This window comes from Citrobacter sp. U14242 (assembly GCF_046555775.1).
Classification (GTDB): Bacteria; Pseudomonadota; Gammaproteobacteria; order Enterobacterales; family Enterobacteriaceae; genus Citrobacter.
In genome coordinates this window covers 17,199-39,352 of sequence record NZ_JBKGLW010000002.1, presented here as the reverse complement: position 1 = coordinate 39,352, position 22,154 = coordinate 17,199, and the positions used below count along the sequence as shown (strand labels likewise).

Annotated in this window: 34 protein-coding genes; 31 read left to right on the top strand and 3 right to left on the bottom strand. The window is 51.0% G+C overall.

Features of this window, described 5'->3' with window-relative positions; genetic code table 11:
• Window positions 1–29: 29 nt before the first annotated feature.
• Window positions 30–1,931 (bottom strand): ABC transporter ATP-binding protein, encoded by a 1,902-nt coding sequence (locus ACLJXE_RS02955; protein WP_410750038.1) that lies wholly within the window; start codon window positions 1,929–1,931, stop codon window positions 30–32.
• Window positions 1,932–2,062: 131 nt separating this feature from the next.
• Between ACLJXE_RS02955 and kefG the strand changes: the two genes are divergently transcribed.
• The 4 genes from kefG to slyD all read left to right on the top strand — a co-directional run bounded on the left by kefG (window position 2,063) and on the right by slyD (window position 5,329).
• On the top strand, window positions 2,063–2,614 hold the full coding sequence (gene kefG, locus ACLJXE_RS02950; protein ID WP_410750250.1) for a glutathione-regulated potassium-efflux system ancillary protein KefG: 552 nt from the start codon (window positions 2,063–2,065) through the stop codon (window positions 2,612–2,614).
• Window positions 2,614–4,419 (top strand): glutathione-regulated potassium-efflux system protein KefB, encoded by a 1,806-nt coding sequence (gene kefB / locus ACLJXE_RS02945; protein ID WP_410750037.1) that lies wholly within the window; start codon window positions 2,614–2,616, stop codon window positions 4,417–4,419. The genes kefG and kefB overlap by 1 nt, the downstream gene beginning before the upstream one ends.
• Before the next feature lie 9 nt (window positions 4,420–4,428).
• Window positions 4,429–4,629, top strand: coding sequence for a YheV family putative zinc ribbon protein (locus tag ACLJXE_RS02940; protein ID WP_286629796.1), 201 nt, complete (start codon window positions 4,429–4,431; stop codon window positions 4,627–4,629).
• A 94-nt stretch (window positions 4,630–4,723) separates the two neighbouring features.
• Window positions 4,724–5,329, top strand: a complete 606-nt coding sequence (gene slyD / locus ACLJXE_RS02935; RefSeq protein ID WP_003023634.1) for a peptidylprolyl isomerase — start codon at window positions 4,724–4,726, stop codon at window positions 5,327–5,329.
• Window positions 5,330–5,526: 197 nt separating this feature from the next.
• Here slyD and ACLJXE_RS02930 read toward each other — a convergent pair whose 3' ends face one another.
• On the bottom strand, window positions 5,527–5,745 hold the full coding sequence (locus ACLJXE_RS02930) for a protein SlyX (RefSeq protein ID WP_003023639.1): 219 nt from the start codon (window positions 5,743–5,745) through the stop codon (window positions 5,527–5,529).
• A 232-nt stretch (window positions 5,746–5,977) separates the two neighbouring features.
• On the opposite strand from ACLJXE_RS02930, the gene fkpA reads away from it, so the two are divergent.
• The 11 genes from fkpA (at window position 5,978) to bfr (ending at window position 14,185) form a co-directional block, all read left to right on the top strand.
• On the top strand, window positions 5,978–6,796 hold the full coding sequence (gene fkpA / locus ACLJXE_RS02925; RefSeq protein WP_286629795.1) for an FKBP-type peptidyl-prolyl cis-trans isomerase: 819 nt from the start codon (window positions 5,978–5,980) through the stop codon (window positions 6,794–6,796).
• Window positions 6,797–6,963: 167 nt separating this feature from the next.
• Complete coding sequence (locus ACLJXE_RS02920; RefSeq protein ID WP_003023643.1) at window positions 6,964–7,686, top strand: transcriptional regulator; 723 nt, start codon at window positions 6,964–6,966, stop codon at window positions 7,684–7,686.
• A complete protein-coding gene (gene tusD / locus ACLJXE_RS02915) occupies window positions 7,686–8,072 on the top strand; it encodes a sulfurtransferase complex subunit TusD (protein WP_410750036.1) in 387 nt (128 codons plus the stop codon). The genes ACLJXE_RS02920 and tusD overlap by 1 nt, the downstream gene beginning before the upstream one ends.
• A complete protein-coding gene (gene tusC / locus ACLJXE_RS02910; RefSeq protein ID WP_410750035.1) occupies window positions 8,072–8,431 on the top strand; it encodes a sulfurtransferase complex subunit TusC in 360 nt (119 codons plus the stop codon). The genes tusD and tusC overlap by 1 nt, the downstream gene beginning before the upstream one ends.
• A 7-nt stretch (window positions 8,432–8,438) precedes the next feature.
• Window positions 8,439–8,726, top strand: coding sequence for a sulfurtransferase complex subunit TusB (gene tusB / locus ACLJXE_RS02905; protein WP_137381129.1), 288 nt, complete (start codon window positions 8,439–8,441; stop codon window positions 8,724–8,726).
• Window positions 8,727–8,851: 125 nt separating this feature from the next.
• Window positions 8,852–9,226, top strand: coding sequence for a 30S ribosomal protein S12 (gene rpsL / locus ACLJXE_RS02900; protein WP_003023654.1), 375 nt, complete (start codon window positions 8,852–8,854; stop codon window positions 9,224–9,226).
• Window positions 9,227–9,321: 95 nt separating this feature from the next.
• On the top strand, window positions 9,322–9,792 hold the full coding sequence (gene rpsG, locus ACLJXE_RS02895) for a 30S ribosomal protein S7 (protein WP_003023657.1): 471 nt from the start codon (window positions 9,322–9,324) through the stop codon (window positions 9,790–9,792).
• Window positions 9,793–9,888: 96 nt separating this feature from the next.
• Complete coding sequence (gene fusA / locus ACLJXE_RS02890; protein ID WP_003023659.1) at window positions 9,889–12,003, top strand: elongation factor G; 2,115 nt, start codon at window positions 9,889–9,891, stop codon at window positions 12,001–12,003.
• 69 nt (window positions 12,004–12,072) lie between these two features.
• Window positions 12,073–13,257 (top strand): elongation factor Tu, encoded by a 1,185-nt coding sequence (tuf, locus tag ACLJXE_RS02885; protein WP_003031109.1) that lies wholly within the window; start codon window positions 12,073–12,075, stop codon window positions 13,255–13,257.
• Between the two features lie 185 nt (window positions 13,258–13,442).
• The gene (bfd, locus tag ACLJXE_RS02880) at window positions 13,443–13,637 is read left to right on the top strand and encodes a bacterioferritin-associated ferredoxin (protein WP_003031111.1); all 195 of its coding nucleotides are present in this window, start codon (window positions 13,443–13,445) and stop codon (window positions 13,635–13,637) included.
• 71 nt (window positions 13,638–13,708) lie between these two features.
• A complete protein-coding gene (gene bfr / locus ACLJXE_RS02875) occupies window positions 13,709–14,185 on the top strand; it encodes a bacterioferritin (RefSeq protein WP_040232010.1) in 477 nt (158 codons plus the stop codon).
• Here bfr and ACLJXE_RS02870 read toward each other — a convergent pair.
• Complete coding sequence (locus ACLJXE_RS02870; protein ID WP_410750034.1) at window positions 14,182–14,649, bottom strand: prepilin peptidase; 468 nt, start codon at window positions 14,647–14,649, stop codon at window positions 14,182–14,184. The two genes, bfr and ACLJXE_RS02870, sit on opposite strands and share 4 nt — an antisense overlap.
• A 379-nt stretch (window positions 14,650–15,028) precedes the next feature.
• Between ACLJXE_RS02870 and rpsJ the strand changes: the two genes are divergently transcribed.
• The 16 genes from rpsJ to rpsH all read left to right on the top strand — a co-directional run bounded on the left by rpsJ (window position 15,029) and on the right by rpsH (window position 22,142).
• Window positions 15,029–15,340, top strand: coding sequence for a 30S ribosomal protein S10 (rpsJ, locus tag ACLJXE_RS02865; RefSeq protein WP_001181005.1), 312 nt, complete (start codon window positions 15,029–15,031; stop codon window positions 15,338–15,340).
• 32 nt (window positions 15,341–15,372) lie between these two features.
• On the top strand, window positions 15,373–16,002 hold the full coding sequence (gene rplC / locus ACLJXE_RS02860; protein WP_045448329.1) for a 50S ribosomal protein L3: 630 nt from the start codon (window positions 15,373–15,375) through the stop codon (window positions 16,000–16,002).
• A gap of 10 nt (window positions 16,003–16,012) precedes the next feature.
• A complete protein-coding gene (gene rplD / locus ACLJXE_RS02855; protein WP_003031119.1) occupies window positions 16,013–16,618 on the top strand; it encodes a 50S ribosomal protein L4 in 606 nt (201 codons plus the stop codon).
• Window positions 16,615–16,917, top strand: coding sequence for a 50S ribosomal protein L23 (gene rplW / locus ACLJXE_RS02850; RefSeq protein ID WP_000617546.1), 303 nt, complete (start codon window positions 16,615–16,617; stop codon window positions 16,915–16,917). Before rplD ends, rplW begins: the two co-directional genes overlap by 4 nt.
• A gap of 17 nt (window positions 16,918–16,934) precedes the next feature.
• The gene (gene rplB, locus ACLJXE_RS02845) at window positions 16,935–17,756 is read left to right on the top strand and encodes a 50S ribosomal protein L2 (RefSeq protein ID WP_016154746.1); all 822 of its coding nucleotides are present in this window, start codon (window positions 16,935–16,937) and stop codon (window positions 17,754–17,756) included.
• 16 nt (window positions 17,757–17,772) lie between these two features.
• Window positions 17,773–18,051: a 30S ribosomal protein S19 gene (gene rpsS / locus ACLJXE_RS02840; RefSeq protein ID WP_001138115.1), complete on the top strand. Its 279-nt coding sequence runs from the start codon at window positions 17,773–17,775 to the stop codon at window positions 18,049–18,051.
• A gap of 14 nt (window positions 18,052–18,065) precedes the next feature.
• Window positions 18,066–18,398: a 50S ribosomal protein L22 gene (gene rplV, locus ACLJXE_RS02835; protein ID WP_000448832.1), complete on the top strand. Its 333-nt coding sequence runs from the start codon at window positions 18,066–18,068 to the stop codon at window positions 18,396–18,398.
• A gap of 17 nt (window positions 18,399–18,415) precedes the next feature.
• Window positions 18,416–19,117 carry a 30S ribosomal protein S3 gene (rpsC, locus tag ACLJXE_RS02830; RefSeq protein WP_000529945.1) on the top strand — a complete coding sequence of 234 codons (702 nt, stop codon included), beginning with the start codon at window positions 18,416–18,418 and terminating at the stop codon, window positions 19,115–19,117.
• Between the two features lie 12 nt (window positions 19,118–19,129).
• Window positions 19,130–19,540: a 50S ribosomal protein L16 gene (gene rplP / locus ACLJXE_RS02825; protein ID WP_000941212.1), complete on the top strand. Its 411-nt coding sequence runs from the start codon at window positions 19,130–19,132 to the stop codon at window positions 19,538–19,540.
• Window positions 19,540–19,731, top strand: coding sequence for a 50S ribosomal protein L29 (gene rpmC, locus ACLJXE_RS02820; RefSeq protein ID WP_000644742.1), 192 nt, complete (start codon window positions 19,540–19,542; stop codon window positions 19,729–19,731). Before rplP ends, rpmC begins: the two co-directional genes overlap by 1 nt.
• A complete protein-coding gene (rpsQ, locus tag ACLJXE_RS02815; protein ID WP_003031120.1) occupies window positions 19,731–19,985 on the top strand; it encodes a 30S ribosomal protein S17 in 255 nt (84 codons plus the stop codon). The genes rpmC and rpsQ overlap by 1 nt, the downstream gene beginning before the upstream one ends.
• Window positions 19,986–20,148: 163 nt before the next feature.
• Window positions 20,149–20,520: a 50S ribosomal protein L14 gene (gene rplN / locus ACLJXE_RS02810; RefSeq protein WP_000613954.1), complete on the top strand. Its 372-nt coding sequence runs from the start codon at window positions 20,149–20,151 to the stop codon at window positions 20,518–20,520.
• A 10-nt stretch (window positions 20,521–20,530) separates the two neighbouring features.
• Entirely contained in the window at window positions 20,531–20,845 is a 315-nt protein-coding gene (gene rplX, locus ACLJXE_RS02805) for a 50S ribosomal protein L24 (RefSeq protein WP_003031122.1), read from the top strand.
• A 14-nt stretch (window positions 20,846–20,859) separates the two neighbouring features.
• Window positions 20,860–21,399, top strand: coding sequence for a 50S ribosomal protein L5 (gene rplE / locus ACLJXE_RS02800; RefSeq protein WP_064541635.1), 540 nt, complete (start codon window positions 20,860–20,862; stop codon window positions 21,397–21,399).
• A gap of 14 nt (window positions 21,400–21,413) precedes the next feature.
• Entirely contained in the window at window positions 21,414–21,719 is a 306-nt protein-coding gene (rpsN, locus tag ACLJXE_RS02795) for a 30S ribosomal protein S14 (RefSeq protein ID WP_003031125.1), read from the top strand.
• A gap of 30 nt (window positions 21,720–21,749) precedes the next feature.
• Window positions 21,750–22,142, top strand: coding sequence for a 30S ribosomal protein S8 (rpsH, locus tag ACLJXE_RS02790; RefSeq protein WP_003031127.1), 393 nt, complete (start codon window positions 21,750–21,752; stop codon window positions 22,140–22,142).
• Window positions 22,143–22,154: the final 12 nt, after the last annotated feature.

Below are 22,154 nucleotides of genomic sequence, written 5' to 3'. Positions count from 1 at the left end.
GTGTTTAGCATCGCATCCGGCAATCACGTTTACTCGGCCAGCATCTGCTCAAGCTGTTCCTGCGCATCCAGCCAGGCCATTTCACACTCTTCCAGCCCCGACTTCGCACTGGCCTGCTGTTGCAGACACGCGGTCAGCTCGGCTTTGCGACTTTGGTCGTACAGTTCGCTGTCACCGAGCATCTCTTCCGCCTGCGCCAGCTGTGCGTGTAGCTTCTCCATCTCTTTTTCCAGACGGGCAATCTCTTTACGCAGCGGTTGCGTCAGGCTGCGTAGCTCGGCTTCGCGGCGTTTCTGGTCTTTACGTGCCTGGGCGCTGTTGACGCTCTCTTTGGCCGGTTCGTCGCCCTGGTTTTCTTGTTTTTGCACGTCGCTCAGCCACTGCTGATAATCTTCCAGATCGCCGTCAAACGGTTCGACCTTCTTGTCGTGCACCAGATAGAGGTCATCGGTGGTGGAGCGAATCAGGTGACGGTCGTGCGACACAACAACCAGTGCGCCTTCGAAATCGATCAACGCCTCAGTCAGCGCCTGGCGCATGTCGAGATCCAGGTGGTTGGTCGGTTCATCGAGCAGCAGCAGGTTCGGACGCTGCCAGACGATCAGTGCCAGCACCAGTCGTGCCTTTTCACCACCCGAGAAGCGGGCAGTCTGTTCGGTGACTTTATCGCCCTGGAAGCCGAAGCCGCCGAGGTAATCACGCAGCTTCTGTTCTAACTCCTGCGGCGCCATGCGGGCCAGATGCTGAATCGGCGATTCATCTGCACGTAAAAATTCCAGCTGATGCTGGGCGAAGTAACCGAGTTTAATGCCTTTCGCCAGACCGATTTCGCCGCTTATCGGAGCCAGCTCTCCTGCCAGCAGTTTAATCAGCGTGGATTTACCCGCACCGTTGCGCCCTAACAGGCCGATGCGCGAACCCGGCACCAGGTTCAGCTTGATCGAGTCGAGAATAATGTTCTCACCATAACCTGCGCTGACCTTCTCCATTTTCAGCAGCGGGTTAGGCAGGCTTTCCGGTTCGCGGAAGCTGAAATGGAACGGGTTATCGACGTGAGCCGGGGCAATCAGCTCCATGCGCTCCAGCATTTTGATACGGCTCTGCGCCTGTTTTGCCTTGGTTGCTTTCGCGCGGAAACGATCGATATAGCTTTGCAGATGCGCCACGCGCTCCTGCTGGCTTTCGTACATCGCCTGTTGTTGTGCAAGGCGAGTGGATCGCTGCACTTCAAATGCGCTGTAGTTGCCGGTGTACTCGAACATGGTTTGCTGTTCGATATGAATAATTTTGTCCACCACCGGATCAAGGAAGTCACGGTCATGGGAGATCAGGATCAGCGTACCCTGGTAGCTTTTCAGCCATCTTTCCAGCCAGATAACGGCGTCAAGATCGAGGTGGTTGGTCGGTTCATCGAGCAGCAGCAGATCTGAACGGCAAATCAGCGCCTGGGCCAGGTTGAGACGCATACGCCAGCCGCCGGAGAAGTCGCTGACCGGACGTTCAAGCTGTTCGTTAGTGAAACCGAGGCCGTGCAGCAGGCTGGCGGCACGTGAGCGAACGGTCCAGGCGTCTATGGCGTCCAGTTTGCCGTGCACGGTGGCAATCGCATGTCCATCGTTACGTTCGTTGGCATCGTTTAACTGTGCTTCCAGCTGACGATACTCGCGGTCGCCATCAATCACGTACTCCAGCGCAGGCTGTGGTAATGCTGGCGTTTCCTGATTCACCCACGCGAGTTGCCAGTTTCCAGGGTACGTAAATCCTCCGGCGTCAGCGCTGATTTCATTTTTCAGCAATGCCAGCAGGGTAGATTTACCGCAGCCATTTTTACCCACCAGACCGACTTTCTGGCCTGGATTAATGGTGGCCGTGGCATTTTCCAGCAAGACGCGCACACCGCGACGAATTTGTAACGAGGAGAAAACAATCATAAGGCGCCGTATGTTCAGACTATGTTAATTTATCATTATGATAATGTAATGTGTGGGCGGTTTGCCGCACCGAGGCGCAATGGTAGCCCAAAACGTCGAAAATAGACAAAGACATAACCGGGAGGGGGATGATGTTCCAGCCAGCGAAAGTTTTGCTGCTGTATGCCCATCCGGAATCTCAGGACTCGGTTGCGAACCGGGTACTGCTTAAACCGGCCATGCAGCTCAGTAATGTTACCGTGCACGATCTTTACGCGCACTATCCCGATTTTTTTATCGACATCCCGCATGAGCAGGCGCTGCTGCGTGACCATGATGTGATTGTTTTTCAGCATCCGTTGTATACCTATAGCTGCCCGGCGCTGCTTAAAGAGTGGTTTGACCGCGTGCTGAGCCGTGGGTTTGCCAGCGGGCAGGGAGGGAATCAGCTGGCGGGAAAGTACTGGCGGAGCGTCATCACCACCGGTGAGCCCGAAAGTGCGTACCGCTATGACGCGCTGAATCGCTATCCAATGAGCGATGTGCTGCGCCCCTTTGAGCTAACGGCCGGTATGTGCCGGATGCATTGGATGAGTCCCATCATCGTTTACTGGGCCAGACGGCAAACGAAGCAGGAACTGGACAGCCATGCCAAAGCGTATGGTGAATGGCTGGCAAATCCGATTCCTGTGGGAGGCCGCTGATGGAAGGTTCTGATTTATTGACTGCGGGAGTGCTATTCCTTTTCGCGGCGGTGGCTGCGGTGCCGTTGGCATCGCGGCTGGGTATTGGACCGGTGTTAGGTTACTTGCTGGCGGGAATCGCTATTGGCCCATGGGGACTTGGATTCATCAGCGACGTGGATGAAATTCTGCACTTCTCCGAGCTGGGCGTGGTTTTTCTGATGTTCATTATTGGGCTGGAGCTTAACCCCGCCAAACTGTGGCAACTGCGACGCTCTATCTTTGGTGTCGGGGCCGCGCAGGTGATGCTCAGCGCGGTGATTCTGGCCGGCCTGCTGATGCTGACGAATTTTTCCTGGCAGGCGGCGGTAGTGGGCGGCATTGGCCTCGCGATGTCATCAACCGCAATGGCGCTCCAGTTAATGCGAGAGAAGGGGATGAACCGCAGTGAATCCGGACAGCTGGGTTTTTCGGTATTGCTGTTTCAGGATCTGGCGGTCATTCCCGCACTGGCGCTGGTTCCGCTGTTAGCAGGATCAGCCGATGAGCATTTTGACTGGATCAAAGTGGGCATGAAAGTGTTGGCTTTTGCTGGCATGTTGATTGGCGGACGCTATCTGCTGCGTCCGGTATTTCGCTTTATTGCGGGGTCCGGCGTGCGAGAAGTATTTACCGCAGCCACGCTGCTGCTGGTATTGGGCTCTGCGTTATTTATGGATGCGCTGGGCCTGTCGATGGCGCTTGGAACGTTTATCGCTGGCGTGCTGCTGGCGGAAAGTGAATATCGACATGAACTGGAAACGGCGATTGATCCCTTTAAAGGGCTTTTGCTCGGGTTATTTTTCATCTCGGTGGGGATGTCACTTAACCTTGGCGTGCTTTATACCCATATTTTGTGGGTAGTGGCGAGCGTGATGGTACTGGTCATCGTGAAGACGCTGGTGCTCTATGTGTTGGCGCGGCTGAACGGCATGAGAAGCTCGGAGCGGATGCAATTTGCGGGGGTGCTAAGCCAGGGCGGAGAATTTGCGTTTGTGCTGTTTTCAACGGCATCTTCCCAGCGGCTGTTTCAGGGCGATCAAATGGCACTTTTGCTGGTAACTGTCACGCTGTCGATGATGACCACGCCCTTGTTGATGAAGCTGATTGATAAATGGCTCTCTCGCCAGTTCAACGGCCCGGATGAGGAAGATGAACAGCCCTGGGTGGAAGACGATAAGCCGCAGGTGATCGTGGTGGGGTTTGGCCGCTTTGGTCAGGTTATTGGCCGTTTGTTGATGGCGAATAAAATGCGCATTACCGTACTGGAGCGGGATATCAGCGCGGTTAACCTGATGCGTAAATACGGATATAAGGTGTATTACGGCGATGCCACGCAGGTGGAGCTTTTACGTTCAGCTGGCGCAGAAGCAGCCCAATCGATTGTCATTACCTGTAACGAGCCGGAAGATACGATGAAGTTGGTGGAATTGTGCCAACAGCATTTTCCGCATTTACATATTCTTGCGCGCGCGCGCGGACGTGTAGAGGCGCATGAGTTATTACAGGCTGGAGTGACGCAGTTTTCTCGCGAAACCTTCTCCAGCGCGCTGGAACTGGGGCGAAAAACGTTGGTGTCGTTGGGGATGCACCCACATCAGGCGCAGCGTGCCCAGTTGCATTTCCGTCGGCTGGATATGAGCATGTTGCGTGAGCTGATCCCTATCCACACCGATACGGTACAAATTTCTCGTGCCCGGGAAGCCAGGCGCGAGCTGGAAGAGATTTTCCAGCGTGAAATGCAGCGAGAGCGACGCCAGCTTGATGGCTGGGATGAATTTGAGTAGAGGATAACCATGGCAATTCGTAAACGTTTTATTGCAGGCGCAAAATGTCCGTCCTGCCAGACGCAGGATTCGCTGGCGATGTGGCGTGAAAATAATATCGATATTGTTGAGTGTGTTAAGTGCGGTCATCAGATGCGCGAGGCCGATAAAGAGGCCCGCGAGCACGTTCGCAAAGAAGAGCAAGTGATCGGGATTTTTCATCCGGACTAGCGATATGCCGCAGCTTTTTTTAAGCTAGAGGGTACACGGGTGCAGAATTCCGCTACAATCTGCGCCACTATTCTTTCCATGCTCAGGAGATATCATGAAAGTAGCAAAGGACCTGGTGGTCAGCCTGGCCTATCAGGTACGTACAGAAGACGGTGTGTTGGTTGATGAGTCTCCGGTGAGTGCACCGCTGGACTACCTGCATGGTCACGGTTCCCTGATTTCTGGCCTGGAAACAGCGCTGGACGGTCATGAAGTTGGCGATAAATTCGACGTTGCTGTAGGCGCAAACGACGCTTACGGTCAGTATGATGAAAACCTGGTGCAGCGCGTGCCGAAAGACGTCTTTATGGGCGTTGACGAACTGCAGGTTGGCATGCGTTTCCTGGCTGAAACTGACCAGGGGCCGGTACCGGTAGAAATTACCGAAGTGGAAGACGACCACGTTGTGGTTGACGGTAACCACATGCTGGCTGGCCAGAATCTGAAATTCAACGTAGAAGTTGTTGCTATCCGTGAAGCGACCGAAGAAGAGCTGGCCCACGGCCACGTTCATGGCGCACATGGCCACGACCACGATCATGACCACGGTCACGATGGTTGCTGCGGTGGTCACGGTCACGACCACGGTCACGAGCACGGCGGCGAAGGCTGCTGCGGCGGTGGCGGTAAAGGTAACGGCGGCGGTTGCGGTTGCCACTAATACCCTTCGTCTTTCAACCCACAGCGGTGTTGGCTGCGCTTTCGAATCCCGGTCACATAGTTATCTATGCTCCCAGGACTTCCTCAAGCTTGCCGCCTTGCTGTGATTTGAAATCCTTTGGGTATATGTGAGTAGATCCGATAAGCGTTAGCGCCTTCGGACACAAAAAAGCGGGGAAACCCCGCTTTTTTTACGTCTCAATAATGTGGTGGTGGTGTCTCTTCAGACTGCGACGCGATATGAGACGGCTGAGTGGCTTTGAGCTTTTCTGTCAGCAGACGCAGATGGTCGCGCAGTTTGGCCATTTCAAGTTCATGTGCGGTTACGGTTACGTTCAGCTCTTCAATGGTTATTTCCTGAAACGCCAGGCGACTCTCCAGCTCAGCCAGGCGAGTTTCCATCGTTGTATCCTGCATGATTCACCTCTTTTGTTTTTTTCCGGCAGATCGCGGACTGCGGCGAATTCTACTTAACTTTGCCTGTTTGCACAGCACTCATTCCTCTGCAACGAAACTAATTTAAACAAAAAGTGTCTGAAAAGTGGTGATAATAGGGCGTGCCTGTATGTTGATTTGTTCTACAACGCTTTATAGTACGTTTTTATGTTAGCTAACCCTGGGGTGAGATGCCCCGGCCCTGGAGAGATGGATGAAATCACTGTTTAAAGTAACGCTGCTGGCGACCACAATGGCCGTTGCACTGCATGCCCCGATCACCTTCGCTGCTGATGCTGCGAAACCAGCCGCTACCGCTGACAGCAAAGCAGCATTCAAAAATGACGACCAAAAAGCCGCTTATGCGTTGGGCGCGTCCCTGGGTCGTTACATGGAAAACTCCCTGAAAGAACAGGAAAAACTGGGCATCAAACTGGATAAAGATCAGTTGATCGCGGGTGTTCAGGATGCGTTTGCAGATAAGAGTAAACTGTCTGACCAGGAAATCGAACAAACTCTGCAGGCCTTTGAAGCGCGCGTGAAGACTTCCGCTCAGGCGAAAATGGAAAAAGATGCGGCTGACAACGAAGCCAAAGGTAAAGTGTACCGCGAGAAGTTTGCTAAAGAGAAAGGGGTTAAAACCTCTTCCACTGGCCTGGTCTACAAAGTAGAGAAAGAAGGTACCGGTGAAGCACCGAAAGACAGCGATACTGTGGTTGTGAACTACAAAGGTACGCTGATCGATGGTAAAGAGTTTGATAACTCTTATACCCGTGGCGAGCCGCTCTCTTTCCGTCTGGATGGTGTGATCCCTGGCTGGACTGAAGGCCTGAAAAATATCAAGAAAGGCGGTAAAATCCAGTTAGTTATCCCACCGGATCTGGCTTACGGCAAAACGGGCGTTCCGGGCATCCCTGCTAACTCCACGCTGGTTTTTGATGTTGAGCTGTTAGATATCAAACCGGCACCGAAAGCAGATGCGAAGCCAGATGCTGCGCCGGCTGATAAAGCTGCAGACAGCAGCAAAAAGTAAATGATTAGAAACCGCCGCCCATAGGGCGGCGGTTTTTTATTATCGGCAGGATATAATTAATACTGGAAAGCGCCTTGTGCGCTGTATTACTTTAGATGCCCCTATAATAGTGATGAGCCTGCCCTGACAACATAACGACAGGCTCCTGAAAAGGAGTGCTTTTTTTCATGTCCAGGTCGCTTTTAACCAACGAAACCAGTGAATTAGATTTGCTGGATCAACGTCCTTTCGATCAAACCGACTTCGATATCCTTAAATCCTATGAAGCGGTAGTGGACGGGTTGGCGATGCTCATTGGTTCCCATTGTGAAATCGTATTGCACTCTTTGCAGGATTTGAAATGCTCGGCCATTCGCATCGCTAACGGTGAACACACGGGTCGTAAAATTGGCTCGCCGATTACCGACCTTGCGTTGCGTATGCTGCATGATATGACGGGTGCGGATAGCAGCGTGTCGAAGTGTTATTTCACACGCGCGAAAAGCGGTGTCTTGATGAAGTCGGTGACGATTGCCATTCGCAACCGTGAGCATCGCGTGATTGGTCTGCTGTGCATCAACATGAACCTTGATGTCCCTTTCTCGCAGATAATGAATACCTTTATCCCACCGGAGACCCCGGAAGTGGGGTCAGCCGTAAACTTCGCGTCCTCAGTCGAAGATCTGGTGACGCAGACGCTGGAGTTCACCATTGAAGAAGTGAACGCCGATCGTAACGTCTCTAACAATGCCAAGAATCGTCAGATTGTCCTGAACCTGTATGAGAAAGGGATCTTCGATATTAAAGATGCGATCAATCAGGTCGCCGATCGCCTGAACATCTCCAAGCACACGGTCTACCTCTATATTCGCCAGTTCAAAAGCGGTGATTTCCAGGGGCAAGATAAGTAATGCGTTTTGCCATCATGGTAACCGGGCCCGCTTACGGCACACAGCAAGCGAGTAGCGCATTGCAATTTGCGCACGCGTTACTCAAAGAAGGACACGAATTGTGCAGCGTCTTCTTCTATCGTGAGGGCGTGTATAACGCGAATGTTCTGACATCGCCCGCCAGCGATGAATTTGATTTAGTACGAGCCTGGCAAAAGCTTAACCAACAGCATGGCGTGGCGCTGAATATCTGTGTTGCGGCAGCCTTGCGGCGTGGCGTCGTTGATGAGACTGAGGCAACACGGCTAGGGTTGTCTGGTGCTAATTTACAGTCAGGATTTACTCTCAGTGGTCTTGGATCGCTGGCTGAAGCATCCCTGACGTGCGATCGCGTGGTACAGTTTTAATGAAACGTGTTGCCTTTGTTTTTTCTACTGTGCCGCACGGCAGCGCATCCGGCCGCGAAGGGCTGGATGCTTTACTGGCGACATCTGCGTTAACGGAAGATCTCGGCGTGTTCTTTATCGGTGATGGTGTCTTCCAGATCCTTCAGGGGCAACAACCGGATGTCATTCTGGCGCGAGACTATGTTGCTACTTTCAAACTGTTAGGATTGTACGATATCGAACAATGCTGGCTTTGTGCGGCCTCATTGCGTGAGCGGGGCCTTGCAGAAGGGACTAATTTTGTGGTTGATGCGACGGCGCTTGAACCGGAAGATTTGCGTCGTGAGCTGGGCAACTATGACGTCATTTTGAGGTTTTAAGGCTCTCATGCTGCACATTTTACATCGCTCTGCGTGGCTAACCGACTTCTCCTCCCTCCTGCGTCTGATTGCTGAAGATGACGAGCTTTTACTGCTTCAGGATGGCGTCACTGCAGCAATAGAAGGCAGTCGTTTCCTTGAAAGTCTGCAAAATGCCTCCATTAAGGTCTATGTACTGGAAGAAGACATTAAAGCTCGCGGGTTGGGTGGTCAAATTTCAGACAGTGTCGTCAGGGTTAGCTATACTGACTTCGTCAGACTTACGGTGAAGCATCTCAGCCAGATGACCTGGTAATTGTGGGATCGTTGTATATTTCTTGACACCTTTTCGACACCGACCTAAAATTCTGCGTCCTCATATTGTATGAGGTCGTTTTATTACGTGTTTACGAAGCAAAAGCTAAAACCAGGAGCTATTTAATGGCAACAGTTAACCAGCTGGTACGCAAACCACGTGCACGCAAAGTTGCAAAAAGCAACGTGCCTGCGCTGGAAGCATGCCCGCAGAAACGTGGCGTATGTACTCGTGTATATACTACCACTCCTAAAAAACCGAACTCCGCACTGCGTAAAGTTTGCCGTGTTCGTCTGACTAACGGTTTTGAAGTGACTTCCTACATCGGTGGTGAAGGTCACAACCTGCAGGAGCACTCCGTGATCCTGATCCGTGGCGGTCGTGTAAAAGACCTCCCGGGTGTTCGTTACCACACCGTTCGTGGTGCGCTTGACTGCTCCGGCGTTAAAGACCGTAAGCAATCACGCTCCAAGTATGGCGTGAAACGTCCTAAGGCTTAATGGTTCTCCGTTAAGTAAGGCCAAACGTTTTATATTAATGTCAAACTAAACTCTTAGAGTTTTGGACAATCCTGAATTAACAACGGAGTATTTCCATGCCACGTCGTCGCGTCATTGGTCAGCGTAAAATTCTGCCGGATCCGAAGTTCGGATCAGAACTGCTGGCTAAATTTGTAAATATCCTGATGGTAGATGGTAAAAAATCTACTGCCGAAACTATCGTATACAGCGCGCTGGAGACCCTGGCTCAGCGTTCTGGTAAAAACGAACTGGAAGCTTTCGAAGTAGCTCTCGAAAACGTGCGCCCGACTGTCGAAGTTAAGTCTCGCCGCGTTGGTGGTTCTACTTATCAGGTACCAGTTGAAGTCCGTCCGGTCCGTCGTAATGCTCTGGCAATGCGTTGGATCGTTGAAGCTGCTCGTAAACGCGGTGATAAATCCATGGCTCTGCGCCTGGCGAACGAACTTTCTGATGCTGCAGAAAACAAAGGTACTGCAGTTAAGAAACGTGAAGACGTTCACCGTATGGCAGAAGCCAACAAGGCGTTCGCACACTACCGTTGGTAATCCCTTCGGAGTTTTAGTCACCAGGCGGGCGCTTCTAGTAAGCAGCCCGCTTTGGGCTACTTAAATTGAACGCCTAAAAGATAAACGAGGAATCAAATGGCTCGTACAACACCCATCGCGCGCTACCGTAACATCGGTATCAGTGCGCACATCGACGCCGGTAAAACCACTACTACCGAACGTATTCTGTTCTACACCGGTGTAAACCATAAAATCGGTGAAGTTCATGACGGCGCAGCCACCATGGACTGGATGGAGCAGGAGCAGGAACGTGGTATTACTATCACCTCCGCAGCGACTACTGCATTCTGGTCTGGTATGGCTAAGCAGTACGAACCGCATCGCGTAAACATCATCGACACCCCGGGGCACGTTGACTTCACTATCGAAGTAGAACGTTCCATGCGTGTGCTTGATGGTGCAGTAATGGTTTACTGCGCAGTTGGTGGTGTTCAGCCTCAGTCTGAAACCGTATGGCGTCAGGCAAACAAATATAAAGTTCCGCGCATTGCGTTCGTTAACAAAATGGACCGTATGGGTGCGAACTTCCTGAAAGTTGTTGGTCAGATCAAAACCCGTCTGGGCGCGAACCCTGTTCCGCTGCAGCTGGCAATTGGCGCTGAAGAAGCGTTCACCGGTGTTGTTGACCTGGTGAAAATGAAAGCCATCAACTGGAACGAAGAAGATGCAGGCGTAACCTTCACTTATGAAGATATCCCGGCTGACATGCAGGAACTGGCTGAAGAATGGCACCAGAACCTGATCGAGTCCGCTGCGGAAGCTTCAGAAGAGCTGATGGAGAAATACCTGGGTGGTGAAGAACTGACTGAAGAAGAGATCAAAAAAGCTCTGCGTCAGCGTGTTCTGAACAACGAAATCATCCTGGTAACCTGTGGTTCTGCGTTCAAGAACAAAGGTGTTCAGGCGATGCTGGATGCGGTAATTGATTACCTGCCATCCCCAGTCGACGTACCTGCGATCAACGGTATTCTGGACGACGGTAAAGATACTCCTGCTGAGCGTCATGCTAGCGATGACGAGCCGTTTGCTGCTCTGGCATTCAAAATCGCTACCGACCCGTTCGTGGGTAACCTGACCTTCTTCCGTGTGTACTCAGGTGTGGTTAACTCCGGTGACACCATCCTGAACTCCGTGAAAACTGCACGTGAGCGTTTTGGTCGTATCGTTCAGATGCACGCCAACAAACGTGAAGAGATCAAAGAAGTTCGCGCGGGCGATATCGCGGCTGCAATCGGTCTGAAAGACGTGACCACTGGTGACACTCTGTGTGACCCGGATCACCCGATCATTCTGGAACGTATGGAATTCCCTGAGCCGGTAATCTCCATCGCAGTTGAACCGAAAACCAAAGCTGACCAGGAAAAAATGGGTCTGGCTCTGGGCCGTCTGGCTAAAGAAGACCCGTCTTTCCGTGTATGGACTGACGAAGAATCTAACCAGACCATTATCGCTGGTATGGGTGAGCTGCACCTCGACATCATCGTTGACCGTATGAAACGTGAATTCAACGTTGAAGCGAACGTCGGTAAACCTCAGGTTGCTTACCGCGAAGCGATTCGTGCGAAAGTTACCGATATCGAAGGTAAACACGCTAAGCAGTCTGGTGGTCGCGGTCAGTACGGTCATGTTGTTATCGACATGTACCCGCTGGAGCCGGGTTCAAACCCGAAAGGCTACGAGTTCATCAACGACATTAAAGGTGGTGTAATTCCTGGCGAATACATCCCGGCCGTTGATAAAGGCATCCAGGAACAGCTGAAATCCGGCCCGCTGGCTGGTTACCCGGTTGTTGATCTGGGCGTGCGTCTGCACTTCGGTTCTTACCATGACGTTGACTCCTCTGAGCTGGCGTTTAAACTGGCCGCTTCTATCGCCTTCAAAGATGGCTTTAAGAAAGCGAAACCAGTTCTGCTTGAGCCTATCATGAAGGTTGAAGTAGAGACTCCGGAAGAGAATACCGGTGACGTTATCGGTGACTTGAGCCGCCGTCGTGGTATGCTTCGTGGTCAGGAATCCAACGTCACTGGCGTTGTTATCCACGCTGAAGTTCCGCTGTCTGAAATGTTCGGATATGCAACCCAACTGCGTTCTCTGACCAAAGGCCGTGCTTCTTACTCCATGGAGTTCCTGAAGTACGACGATGCGCCGAACAACGTTGCTCAGGCCGTTATTGAAGCCCGTGGTAAATAAGCCACAGGATTAAAACCTAAGTCCCGTGCTCTCTCCAAAGGGGAGAGCACTATAGTAAGGAATATAGCCGTGTCTAAAGAAAAATTTGAACGTACAAAACCGCACGTTAACGTCGGCACCATCGGCCACGTTGACCACGGTAAAACTACCCTGACCGCTGCAATCACCACCGTATTGGCTAAAACCTACGGCGGTGCTGCTCGTGCTTTCGACCAGATCGATAACGCTCCGGAAGAAAAAGCTCGTGGTATCACCATCAACACCTCTCACGTTGAATATGACACCCCGACTCGCCACTACGCGCACGTAGACTGCCCGGGCCACGCCGACTATGTTAAAAACATGATCACCGGTGCTGCGCAGATGGACGGCGCGATCCTGGTTGTTGCTGCGACTGACGGCCCGATGCCGCAGACCCGTGAGCACATCCTGCTGGGTCGTCAGGTAGGCGTTCCGTACATCATCGTGTTCCTGAACAAATGCGACATGGTTGATGACGAAGAGCTGCTGGAACTGGTAGAAATGGAAGTTCGTGAACTTCTGTCTCAGTACGATTTCCCGGGCGACGACACGCCGATCGTTCGTGGTTCTGCTCTGAAAGCGCTGGAAGGCGAAGCTGAGTGGGAAGCGAAAATCATCGAACTGGCTGGCTTCCTGGATTCTTACATCCCGGAACCAGAGCGTGCGATTGACAAGCCGTTCCTGCTGCCTATCGAAGACGTATTCTCCATCTCCGGTCGTGGTACCGTTGTTACCGGTCGTGTAGAACGCGGTATCATCAAAGTTGGTGAAGAAGTTGAAATCGTTGGTATCAAAGAGACTGCTAAGTCTACCTGTACCGGCGTTGAAATGTTCCGCAAACTGCTGGACGAAGGCCGTGCTGGTGAGAACGTTGGTGTTCTGCTGCGTGGTATCAAACGTGAAGAAATCGAACGTGGTCAGGTACTGGCTAAGCCGGGCTCTATCAAGCCGCACACCAAGTTCGAATCTGAAGTGTACATTCTGTCCAAAGACGAAGGCGGCCGTCATACTCCGTTCTTCAAAGGCTACCGTCCGCAGTTCTACTTCCGTACTACTGACGTGACGGGTACCATCGAACTGCCGGAAGGCGTAGAGATGGTAATGCCGGGCGACAACATCAAAATGGTTGTTACCCTGATCCACCCGATCGCGATGGACGACGGTCTGCGTTTCGCAATCCGTGAAGGCGGCCGTACCGTTGGCGCGGGCGTTGTTGCTAAAGTAATGAGCTAATTATTTATTAATTAGCTTTGAGCTTAAAAAGGGCGCTTAGGCGCCCTTTTTGCTACCTGTGATTTAACCGTTGTCATATTTGTTCGCATTTTTTGTTCATTCTTCCATCGCGTAAATAGTATTGTGCTATTGTAATCATAACTATTCTCATTTACACTTTGCGCAGAAATTGAACGGGAGCGATCATGTACGTTTGTTTGTGCAATGCAATAAGTGATAAAAAAATTCGTCAGGCTGTTCGCCAGTTTCATCCTCAGTCCTTTCAGCAATTACGCAAATTCATTCCTGTGGGAAATCAATGCGGTAAGTGCATTCGGGCTGCGCGTGAAGTCATGCAGGATGAGTTAACTCAAATGCCAGAATTTAAAGAGATCGCCTAAGTCACACTCTTTTTTTTGACATCCCTGTAGCCCCATCTACGCTCTAAGAGTGGAAGCGGAGGGACTATAAAATGAAAGGTGATGTTAAAATCATAAATTATCTCAATAAACTATTGGGAAATGAGCTTGTCGCAATCAACCAGTATTTTCTTCATGCCCGTATGTTTAAAAACTGGGGACTGACTCGCCTCAATGATGTTGAGTACCATGAATCAATCGATGAGATGAAACACGCTGATAAATATATTGAGCGTATTTTATTTTTAGAAGGTCTCCCAAACTTACAAGATCTAGGCAAGTTGGGGATTGGTGAAGATGTTGAAGAGATGCTGCAATCAGATCTTCGACTCGAACTTGATGGCGCGAAAGATTTACGCGAAGCCATTGCCTATGCCGATAGCGTTCATGACTATGTTAGCCGGGACATGATGATTGAGATCCTGACCGAAGAAGAAGGGCATATCGATTGGCTCGAAACGGAGTTGGATCTGATTGGAAAACTTGGATTGCAAAACTATCTGCAGTCGCAAATTAAGGTCAGCGACTAACCGTCCTGTATAAGATTTAGCCAGCCAACAATAAAACCCGCAGCCGCCAGATATGGCCCAAAAGGCAGCGGGTTTTTTAGTTTCTTTTTTCCGTGCGTTATAAATGCTACGCCTGTCATGCAGCAAGCCAGCCCGGCGGCAAGTAAGACCAACAGGGGTAATGAGTCCCATCGATGCCACGCGCCAAGTGCGGCGAGAAATTTAACGTCCCCATAACCTAATCCTTCCTGGTGCCATGCCACGCGGTATCCCCAATAGAATAGAGAAAATACACCATACCCTGCAATTGCACCCCAAAGCGCATCGGACAACTGTGTGGGGTTGCAACATTGATGAAAAAGAAGACCACTCCAGAGAAGCGGGCAGGTGAATTTGTCGGGCAATAGGCCAGTACGCAAATCCTGAACCCCAAGCAGCCCGGATAGAGAAAGATAAATCAGCAAAAAGGGAAGTTCAGTATTCATGTCTTAATCCGGTGCGATAAAGATGTAACTCTCAGGTAAGTAGCGCTAACTGTACAATGCCCGGATATCCATTTTGCTGACGTCTTTCCAGGGAATTTACGCCGCGTGAAAGTGCATACAATCAGAGTGGAACAGCACTCGCATCTGCGTAAGAGTGATTAATTTCTACACGGCACTTGCGTCAGGCTGATATTTACGTATAATGCGCTGGCTTGTCTTAATTGACGGCTGGTTCAATCAGGACCACTGATAGTCGATTTGACTATCTGACAATGTTCCCAATTGGGGAACTCTGTAAGAACGGTTACACTCTCCCATCAATCGTAATGGGTTTGAGGAGTAACTATTTCGTCTATAAAATAATTGGAGCTCTGGTCTCATGCAGAACCAAAGAATCCGTATCCGCCTGAAAGCGTTTGATCATCGTCTGATCGATCAATCAACCGCGGAAATCGTCGAGACTGCTAAGCGCACTGGTGCGCAAGTCCGTGGTCCGATCCCGCTGCCGACCCGCAAAGAGCGCTTTACCGTTCTGATCTCTCCGCACGTTAACAAAGATGCGCGTGATCAGTACGAAATTCGCACTCACAAGCGTCTGGTTGACATCGTTGAGCCAACTGAGAAAACCGTTGATGCTCTGATGCGTCTGGATCTGGCTGCCGGTGTAGACGTGCAGATCAGCCTGGGTTAATCAGGTCATCGAGCGATTGAGAGGTTGATACAATGATTGGTTTAGTCGGTAAAAAAGTGGGTATGACCCGCATCTTCACTGAAGATGGCGTATCTATCCCAGTAACCGTAATCGAAGTTGAAGCAAACCGCGTTACTCAGGTTAAAGACCTGGCTAACGATGGCTACCGCGCTATTCAGGTTACCACTGGTGCTAAAAAAGCTAACCGTGTAACCAAGCCGGAAGCTGGTCACTTTGCTAAAGCTGGCGTAGAAGCTGGCCGCGGCCTGTGGGAGTTCCGTCTGGCGGATGGTGAAGAATTCACCGTAGGTCAGAGCATTAGCGTTGAACTGTTTGCTGACGTTAAAAAAGTTGACGTAACCGGTACCTCTAAAGGTAAAGGTTTCGCTGGTACCGTTAAGCGCTGGAACTTCCGTACCCAGGACGCTACTCACGGTAACTCCTTGTCTCACCGCGTTCCGGGTTCTATCGGTCAGAACCAGACTCCGGGCAAAGTGTTCAAAGGCAAGAAAATGGCAGGTCAGCTGGGTAACGAACGTGTCACCGTTCAGAGCCTGGACGTAGTACGTGTTGACGCTGAGCGCAACCTGCTGCTGGTTAAAGGTGGTGTTCCGGGTGCGACCGGTTGCGACCTGATCGTTAAACCAGCTGTGAAGGCGTAAGGGGATAGCAATGGAATTAGTATTGAAAGACGCGCAGAGCGCGCTGACTGTTTCCGAAACTACCTTCGGTCGTGATTTCAACGAAGCGCTGGTTCACCAGGTTGTTGTTGCTTATGCAGCTGGTGCTCGTCAGGGTACTCGTGCTCAGAAGACTCGTGCTGAAGTAACTGGTTCAGGCAAAAAGCCGTGGCGCCAGAAAGGTACCGGCCGTGCGCGTTCAGGTTCTATCAAGAGCCCGATCTGGCGTTCAGGTGGCGTGACCTTCGCTGCTCGCCCGCAGGACCACAGTCAAAAAGTTAACAAAAAGATGTACCGCGGCGCGCTGAAAAGCATTCTGTCCGAACTGGTACGTCAGGATCGTCTGATCGTTGTCGAATCATTCTCTGTAGAAGCGCCTAAAACTAAGCTGCTGGCACAGAAACTGAAAGACATGGCTCTGGAAGATGTGCTGATCATCACCGGTGAGCTGGACGAGAACCTGTTCCTGGCTGCGCGCAACCTGCACAAGGTTGACGTACGCGATGCAACTGGTATCGACCCGGTTAGCCTGATCGCCTTCGACAAAGTCGTAATGACTGCTGATGCTGTTAAGCAAGTTGAGGAGATGCTGGCATGATTCGTGAAGAACGTCTGCTGAAGGTGCTGCGTGCACCGCACGTTTCTGAAAAAGCGTCTACTGCGATGGAAAAAACTAACACCATCGTTCTCAAAGTTGCTAAAGACGCGACCAAAGCAGAAATCAAAGCTGCTGTGCAGAAACTGTTTGAAGTCGAAGTCGAAGTCGTTAACACCCTGGTAGTTAAAGGGAAAGTTAAACGTCACGGACAGCGTATCGGTCGTCGTAGCGACTGGAAAAAAGCTTACGTCACCCTGAAGGAAGGCCAGAATCTGGACTTCGTCGGCGGCGCTGAGTAAGTCGGAGGAGTAATACAATGGCAGTTGTTAAATGTAAACCGACATCTCCGGGTCGTCGCCACGTCGTTAAAGTGGTCAACCCAGAGCTGCACAAGGGCAAACCTTTTGCTCCGCTGGTTGAAAAAAACAGCAAATCCGGTGGTCGTAACAACAATGGCCGTATCACCACTCGTCATATCGGTGGTGGTCACAAGCAGGCTTATCGTATTGTTGACTTCAAACGCAACAAAGACGGTATCCCGGCAGTTGTTGAACGTCTTGAGTACGATCCGAACCGTTCCGCGAACATCGCGCTGGTTCTGTACAAAGACGGTGAACGCCGTTACATCCTGGCCCCTAAAGGCCTGAAAGCTGGCGACCAGGTTCAATCTGGCGTTGATGCTGCAATCAAAGCAGGTAACACCCTGCCGATGCGCAATATCCCGGTTGGTTCTACCGTTCATAACGTAGAAATGAAACCAGGTAAAGGCGGTCAGCTGGCACGTTCCGCTGGTACTTACGTTCAGATCGTTGCTCGTGATGGTGCTTATGTCACCCTGCGTCTGCGTTCTGGTGAAATGCGTAAAGTCGAAGCAGACTGCCGTGCAACTCTGGGCGAAGTTGGCAATGCTGAGCATATGCTGCGCGTTCTGGGTAAAGCAGGTGCTGCACGCTGGCGTGGTGTTCGTCCTACCGTTCGCGGTACTGCGATGAACCCAGTCGACCACCCACATGGTGGTGGTGAAGGTCGTAACTTTGGTAAGCACCCGGTAACTCCGTGGGGCGTTCAGACCAAAGGTAAGAAGACCCGCAGCAACAAGCGTACTGATAAATTCATCGTACGTCGCCGTAGCAAATAATTTTAGAGGATAAGCCATGCCACGTTCTCTCAAGAAAGGTCCTTTTATTGACCTGCACTTGCTGAAGAAGGTAGAGAAAGCGGTGGAAAGCGGAGACAAGAAGCCCCTGCGCACTTGGTCCCGTCGTTCAACGATCTTTCCTAACATGATCGGTTTGACCATCGCTGTCCATAATGGTCGTCAGCACGTTCCGGTATTTGTTTCCGACGAAATGGTCGGTCACAAACTGGGTGAATTCGCACCGACTCGTACTTATCGCGGCCACGCTGCTGATAAAAAAGCGAAGAAGAAATAAGGTAGGAGGAAGAGATGGAAACTTTAGCTCAACATCGCCATGCTCGTTCTTCTGCTCAGAAGGTTCGCCTTGTTGCAGACCTGATTCGCGGTAAGAAAGTGTCGCAGGCCCTTGATATTCTGACCTACACCAATAAGAAAGCGGCTGTACTGGTTAAGAAAGTCCTGGAATCTGCCATTGCTAACGCTGAACACAACGATGGCGCTGACATTGACGATCTGAAAGTTACGAAAATTTTCGTAGACGAAGGCCCGAGCATGAAGCGCATTATGCCGCGTGCAAAAGGTCGTGCAGATCGCATCCTGAAGCGCACCAGCCACATTACTGTGGTTGTGTCCGATCGCTGAGACTCTGGAGACTAGCAATGGGTCAGAAAGTACATCCTAATGGTATTCGCCTGGGTATTGTAAAACCATGGAACTCAACCTGGTTTGCGAACACCAAAGAATTCGCTGACAACCTGGACAGCGATTTTAAAGTACGTCAGTACCTGACTAAGGAACTGGCGAAAGCGTCTGTATCTCGTATCGTTATCGAGCGTCCGGCTAAGAGCATCCGTGTGACCATTCACACTGCTCGCCCGGGTATCGTTATCGGTAAGAAAGGCGAAGACGTAGAAAAACTGCGCAAAGTCGTAGCGGATATTGCTGGCGTTCCTGCTCAGATCAATATCGCCGAAGTGCGTAAGCCTGAACTGGACGCAAAATTGGTTGCTGACAGCATCACTTCTCAGCTGGAACGTCGCGTTATGTTCCGTCGTGCTATGAAGCGTGCTGTACAGAACGCAATGCGTCTGGGCGCTAAAGGTATTAAAGTTGAAGTTAGCGGCCGTCTGGGCGGCGCGGAAATCGCTCGTACCGAATGGTACCGTGAAGGTCGCGTTCCGCTGCACACTCTGCGTGCTGACATCGACTACAACACCTCTGAAGCGCACACCACTTACGGTGTAATCGGCGTTAAAGTGTGGATCTTCAAAGGCGAGATCCTGGGTGGTATGGCTGCTGTTGAACAACCGGAAAAACCGGCTGCGCAACCTAAAAAGCAGCAGCGTAAAGGCCGTAAATAAGGAGCGTCGCTGATGTTACAACCAAAGCGTACAAAATTCCGTAAAATGCACAAAGGCCGTAACCGCGGTCTGGCGCAGGGTACGGATGTTAGCTTCGGCAGCTTCGGTCTGAAAGCTGTTGGCCGTGGTCGTCTGACTGCCCGTCAGATCGAAGCAGCACGTCGTGCTATGACCCGTGCAGTTAAGCGTCAAGGTAAGATCTGGATCCGTGTATTCCCGGACAAACCGATCACTGAAAAGCCGCTGGCAGTGCGTATGGGTAAAGGTAAAGGTAACGTGGAGTATTGGGTTGCCTTGATTCAGCCGGGTAAAGTCCTGTATGAAATGGACGGCGTACCGGAAGAGCTGGCCCGTGAAGCATTCAAGCTGGCAGCAGCGAAACTGCCGATTAAAACCACCTTTGTAACTAAGACGGTGATGTAATGAAAGCAAAAGAGCTGCGTGAGAAGAGTGTTGAAGAGCTGAACACCGAGCTGCTGAATCTGCTGCGTGAGCAGTTCAACCTGCGTATGCAGGCTGCAAGTGGCCAGCTGCAACAGTCTCACCTGTTGAAGCAAGTGCGTCGTGATGTCGCACGCGTTAAGACTTTACTGACTGAGAAGGCGGGTGCGTAATGACCGATAAAATCCGTACTCTGCAAGGTCGCGTTGTTAGCGATAAAATGGAGAAATCCATTGTTGTTGCTATCGAACGTTTTGTGAAACACCCGATCTACGGTAAATTCATTAAGCGTACGACCAAACTGCACGTACATGACGAGAACAACGAATGCGGTACTGGTGACGTGGTTGAAATCCGCGAATGCCGTCCGCTGTCCAAGACTAAGTCCTGGACGCTGGTTCGCGTTGTAGAGAAAGCTGTTCTGTAATACAGTAGGCATTCTCAACGAATAAACGGCTCAGCGATGAGCCGTTTATTTTTTCTACCCATATCGTTTAAGCGGTGTTATAATGCCGCGCCCCCGATATGGGGCTTTTTTAACGACCTGATTTTCGGGTCTCAGTAGTAGTTGACATTAGCGGAGCACTAAAATGATCCAAGAACAGACTATGCTGAACGTCGCCGACAACTCCGGTGCACGTCGCGTAATGTGTATCAAGGTTCTGGGTGGCTCGCACCGTCGCTACGCAGGCGTCGGCGACATCATCAAGATCACCATCAAAGAAGCAATTCCGCGTGGTAAGGTCAAAAAAGGTGATGTGCTGAAGGCGGTAGTGGTGCGCACCAAGAAGGGTGTTCGTCGCCCGGACGGTTCTGTCATTCGCTTCGATGGTAATGCATGCGTTATTTTAAACAATAACAGCGAGCAACCTATCGGTACGCGTATTTTTGGGCCGGTAACTCGTGAACTTCGTAACGAGAAGTTCATGAAAATTATCTCTCTGGCACCAGAAGTACTCTAAGGAGCGAATCATGGCAGCGAAGATCCGTCGTGATGACGAAGTTATCGTGTTAACCGGTAAAGATAAAGGTAAACGCGGTAAAGTAAAAAATGTCCTGTCTTCCGGCAAGGTCATTGTTGAAGGTATCAACCTGGTTAAGAAACATCAGAAGCCGGTTCCGGCCCTGAACCAACCAGGCGGCATTGTAGAGAAAGAAGCAGCTATTCAGATCTCTAACCTTGCTATCTTCAACGCGGCAACCGGCAAGGCTGACCGTGTAGGCTTTAGATTCGAAGACGGCAAAAAAGTCCGTTTCTTTAAATCTAATAGCGAAACTATCAAGTAATTTGGAGTAGTACGATGGCGAAACTGCATGATTACTACAAAGACGAAGTAGTCGCTAAACTCATGTCTGAGTTTAACTACAATTCTGTCATGCAAGTCCCTCGGGTCGAGAAGATCACCCTGAACATGGGTGTTGGTGAAGCGATCGCTGACAAGAAACTGCTGGATAACGCAGCAGCTGACCTGACAGCAATCTCCGGTCAAAAACCGCTGATCACCAAAGCACGCAAATCAGTTGCAGGCTTCAAAATCCGTCAGGGCTATCCGATCGGCTGTAAAGTAACTCTGCGTGGCGAACGCATGTGGGAGTTCTTTGAGCGCCTGATCACTATTGCTGTTCCACGTATCCGTGACTTCCGTGGCTTGTCCGCTAAGTCTTTCGACGGTCGTGGTAACTACAGCATGGGTGTCCGTGAGCAGATCATCTTCCCAGAAATCGACTACGATAAAGTCGACCGCGTGCGTGGTTTGGATATTACCATTACCACTACTGCGAAATCTGACGAAGAAGGCCGTGCTCTGCTGGCTGCCTTTGACTTCCCGTTCCGCAAGTAAGGTAGGGTTACTGAATGGCTAAGCAATCAATGAAAGCACGCGAAGTAAAGCGCGTAGCTTTAGCTGATAAGTACTTCGCAAAACGCGCTGAACTGAAAGCTATTATCTCTGATGTGAACGCGACCGACGAAGATCGTTGGAACGCAGTTCTCAAGCTGCAGTCTCTGCCGCGTGATTCCAGCCCGTCCCGTCAGCGTAACCGCTGCCGTCAAACAGGTCGTCCGCATGGCTATGTGGGCAAGTTCGGGTTGAGCCGTATCAAACTGCGTGAAGCCGCCATGCGCGGTGAAGTACCAGGCTTGAAAAAGGCTAGCTGGTAATTACCAATTGAATCACGGGAGTAAAGACAGATGAGCATGCAAGATCCGATCGCGGATATGCTGACCCGTATCCGTAACGGTCAGGCCGCGAATAAAGCTGCGGTCACCATGCCTTCCTCCAAGCTGAAAGTGGCAATTGCCAACGTGCTGAAGGAAGAAGGTTTTATTGAAGATTTTAAAGTTGAAGGCGACACCAAGCCGGAACTGGAACTTACTCTCAAGTATTTCCAGGGTAAAGCTGTTGTAGAAAGCATTCAGCGTGTCAGTCGCCCAGGTCTGCGCATTTATAAGCGTAAAGACGAGCTGCCGAAAGTTATGGCTGGCATGGGTATCGCAGTTGTTTCTACCTCTAAAGGTGTTATGACTGATCGTGCAGCGCGCCAGGCTGGTCTTGGTGGCGAAATTATCTGCTACGTAGCCTAATCGGAGGAAAAA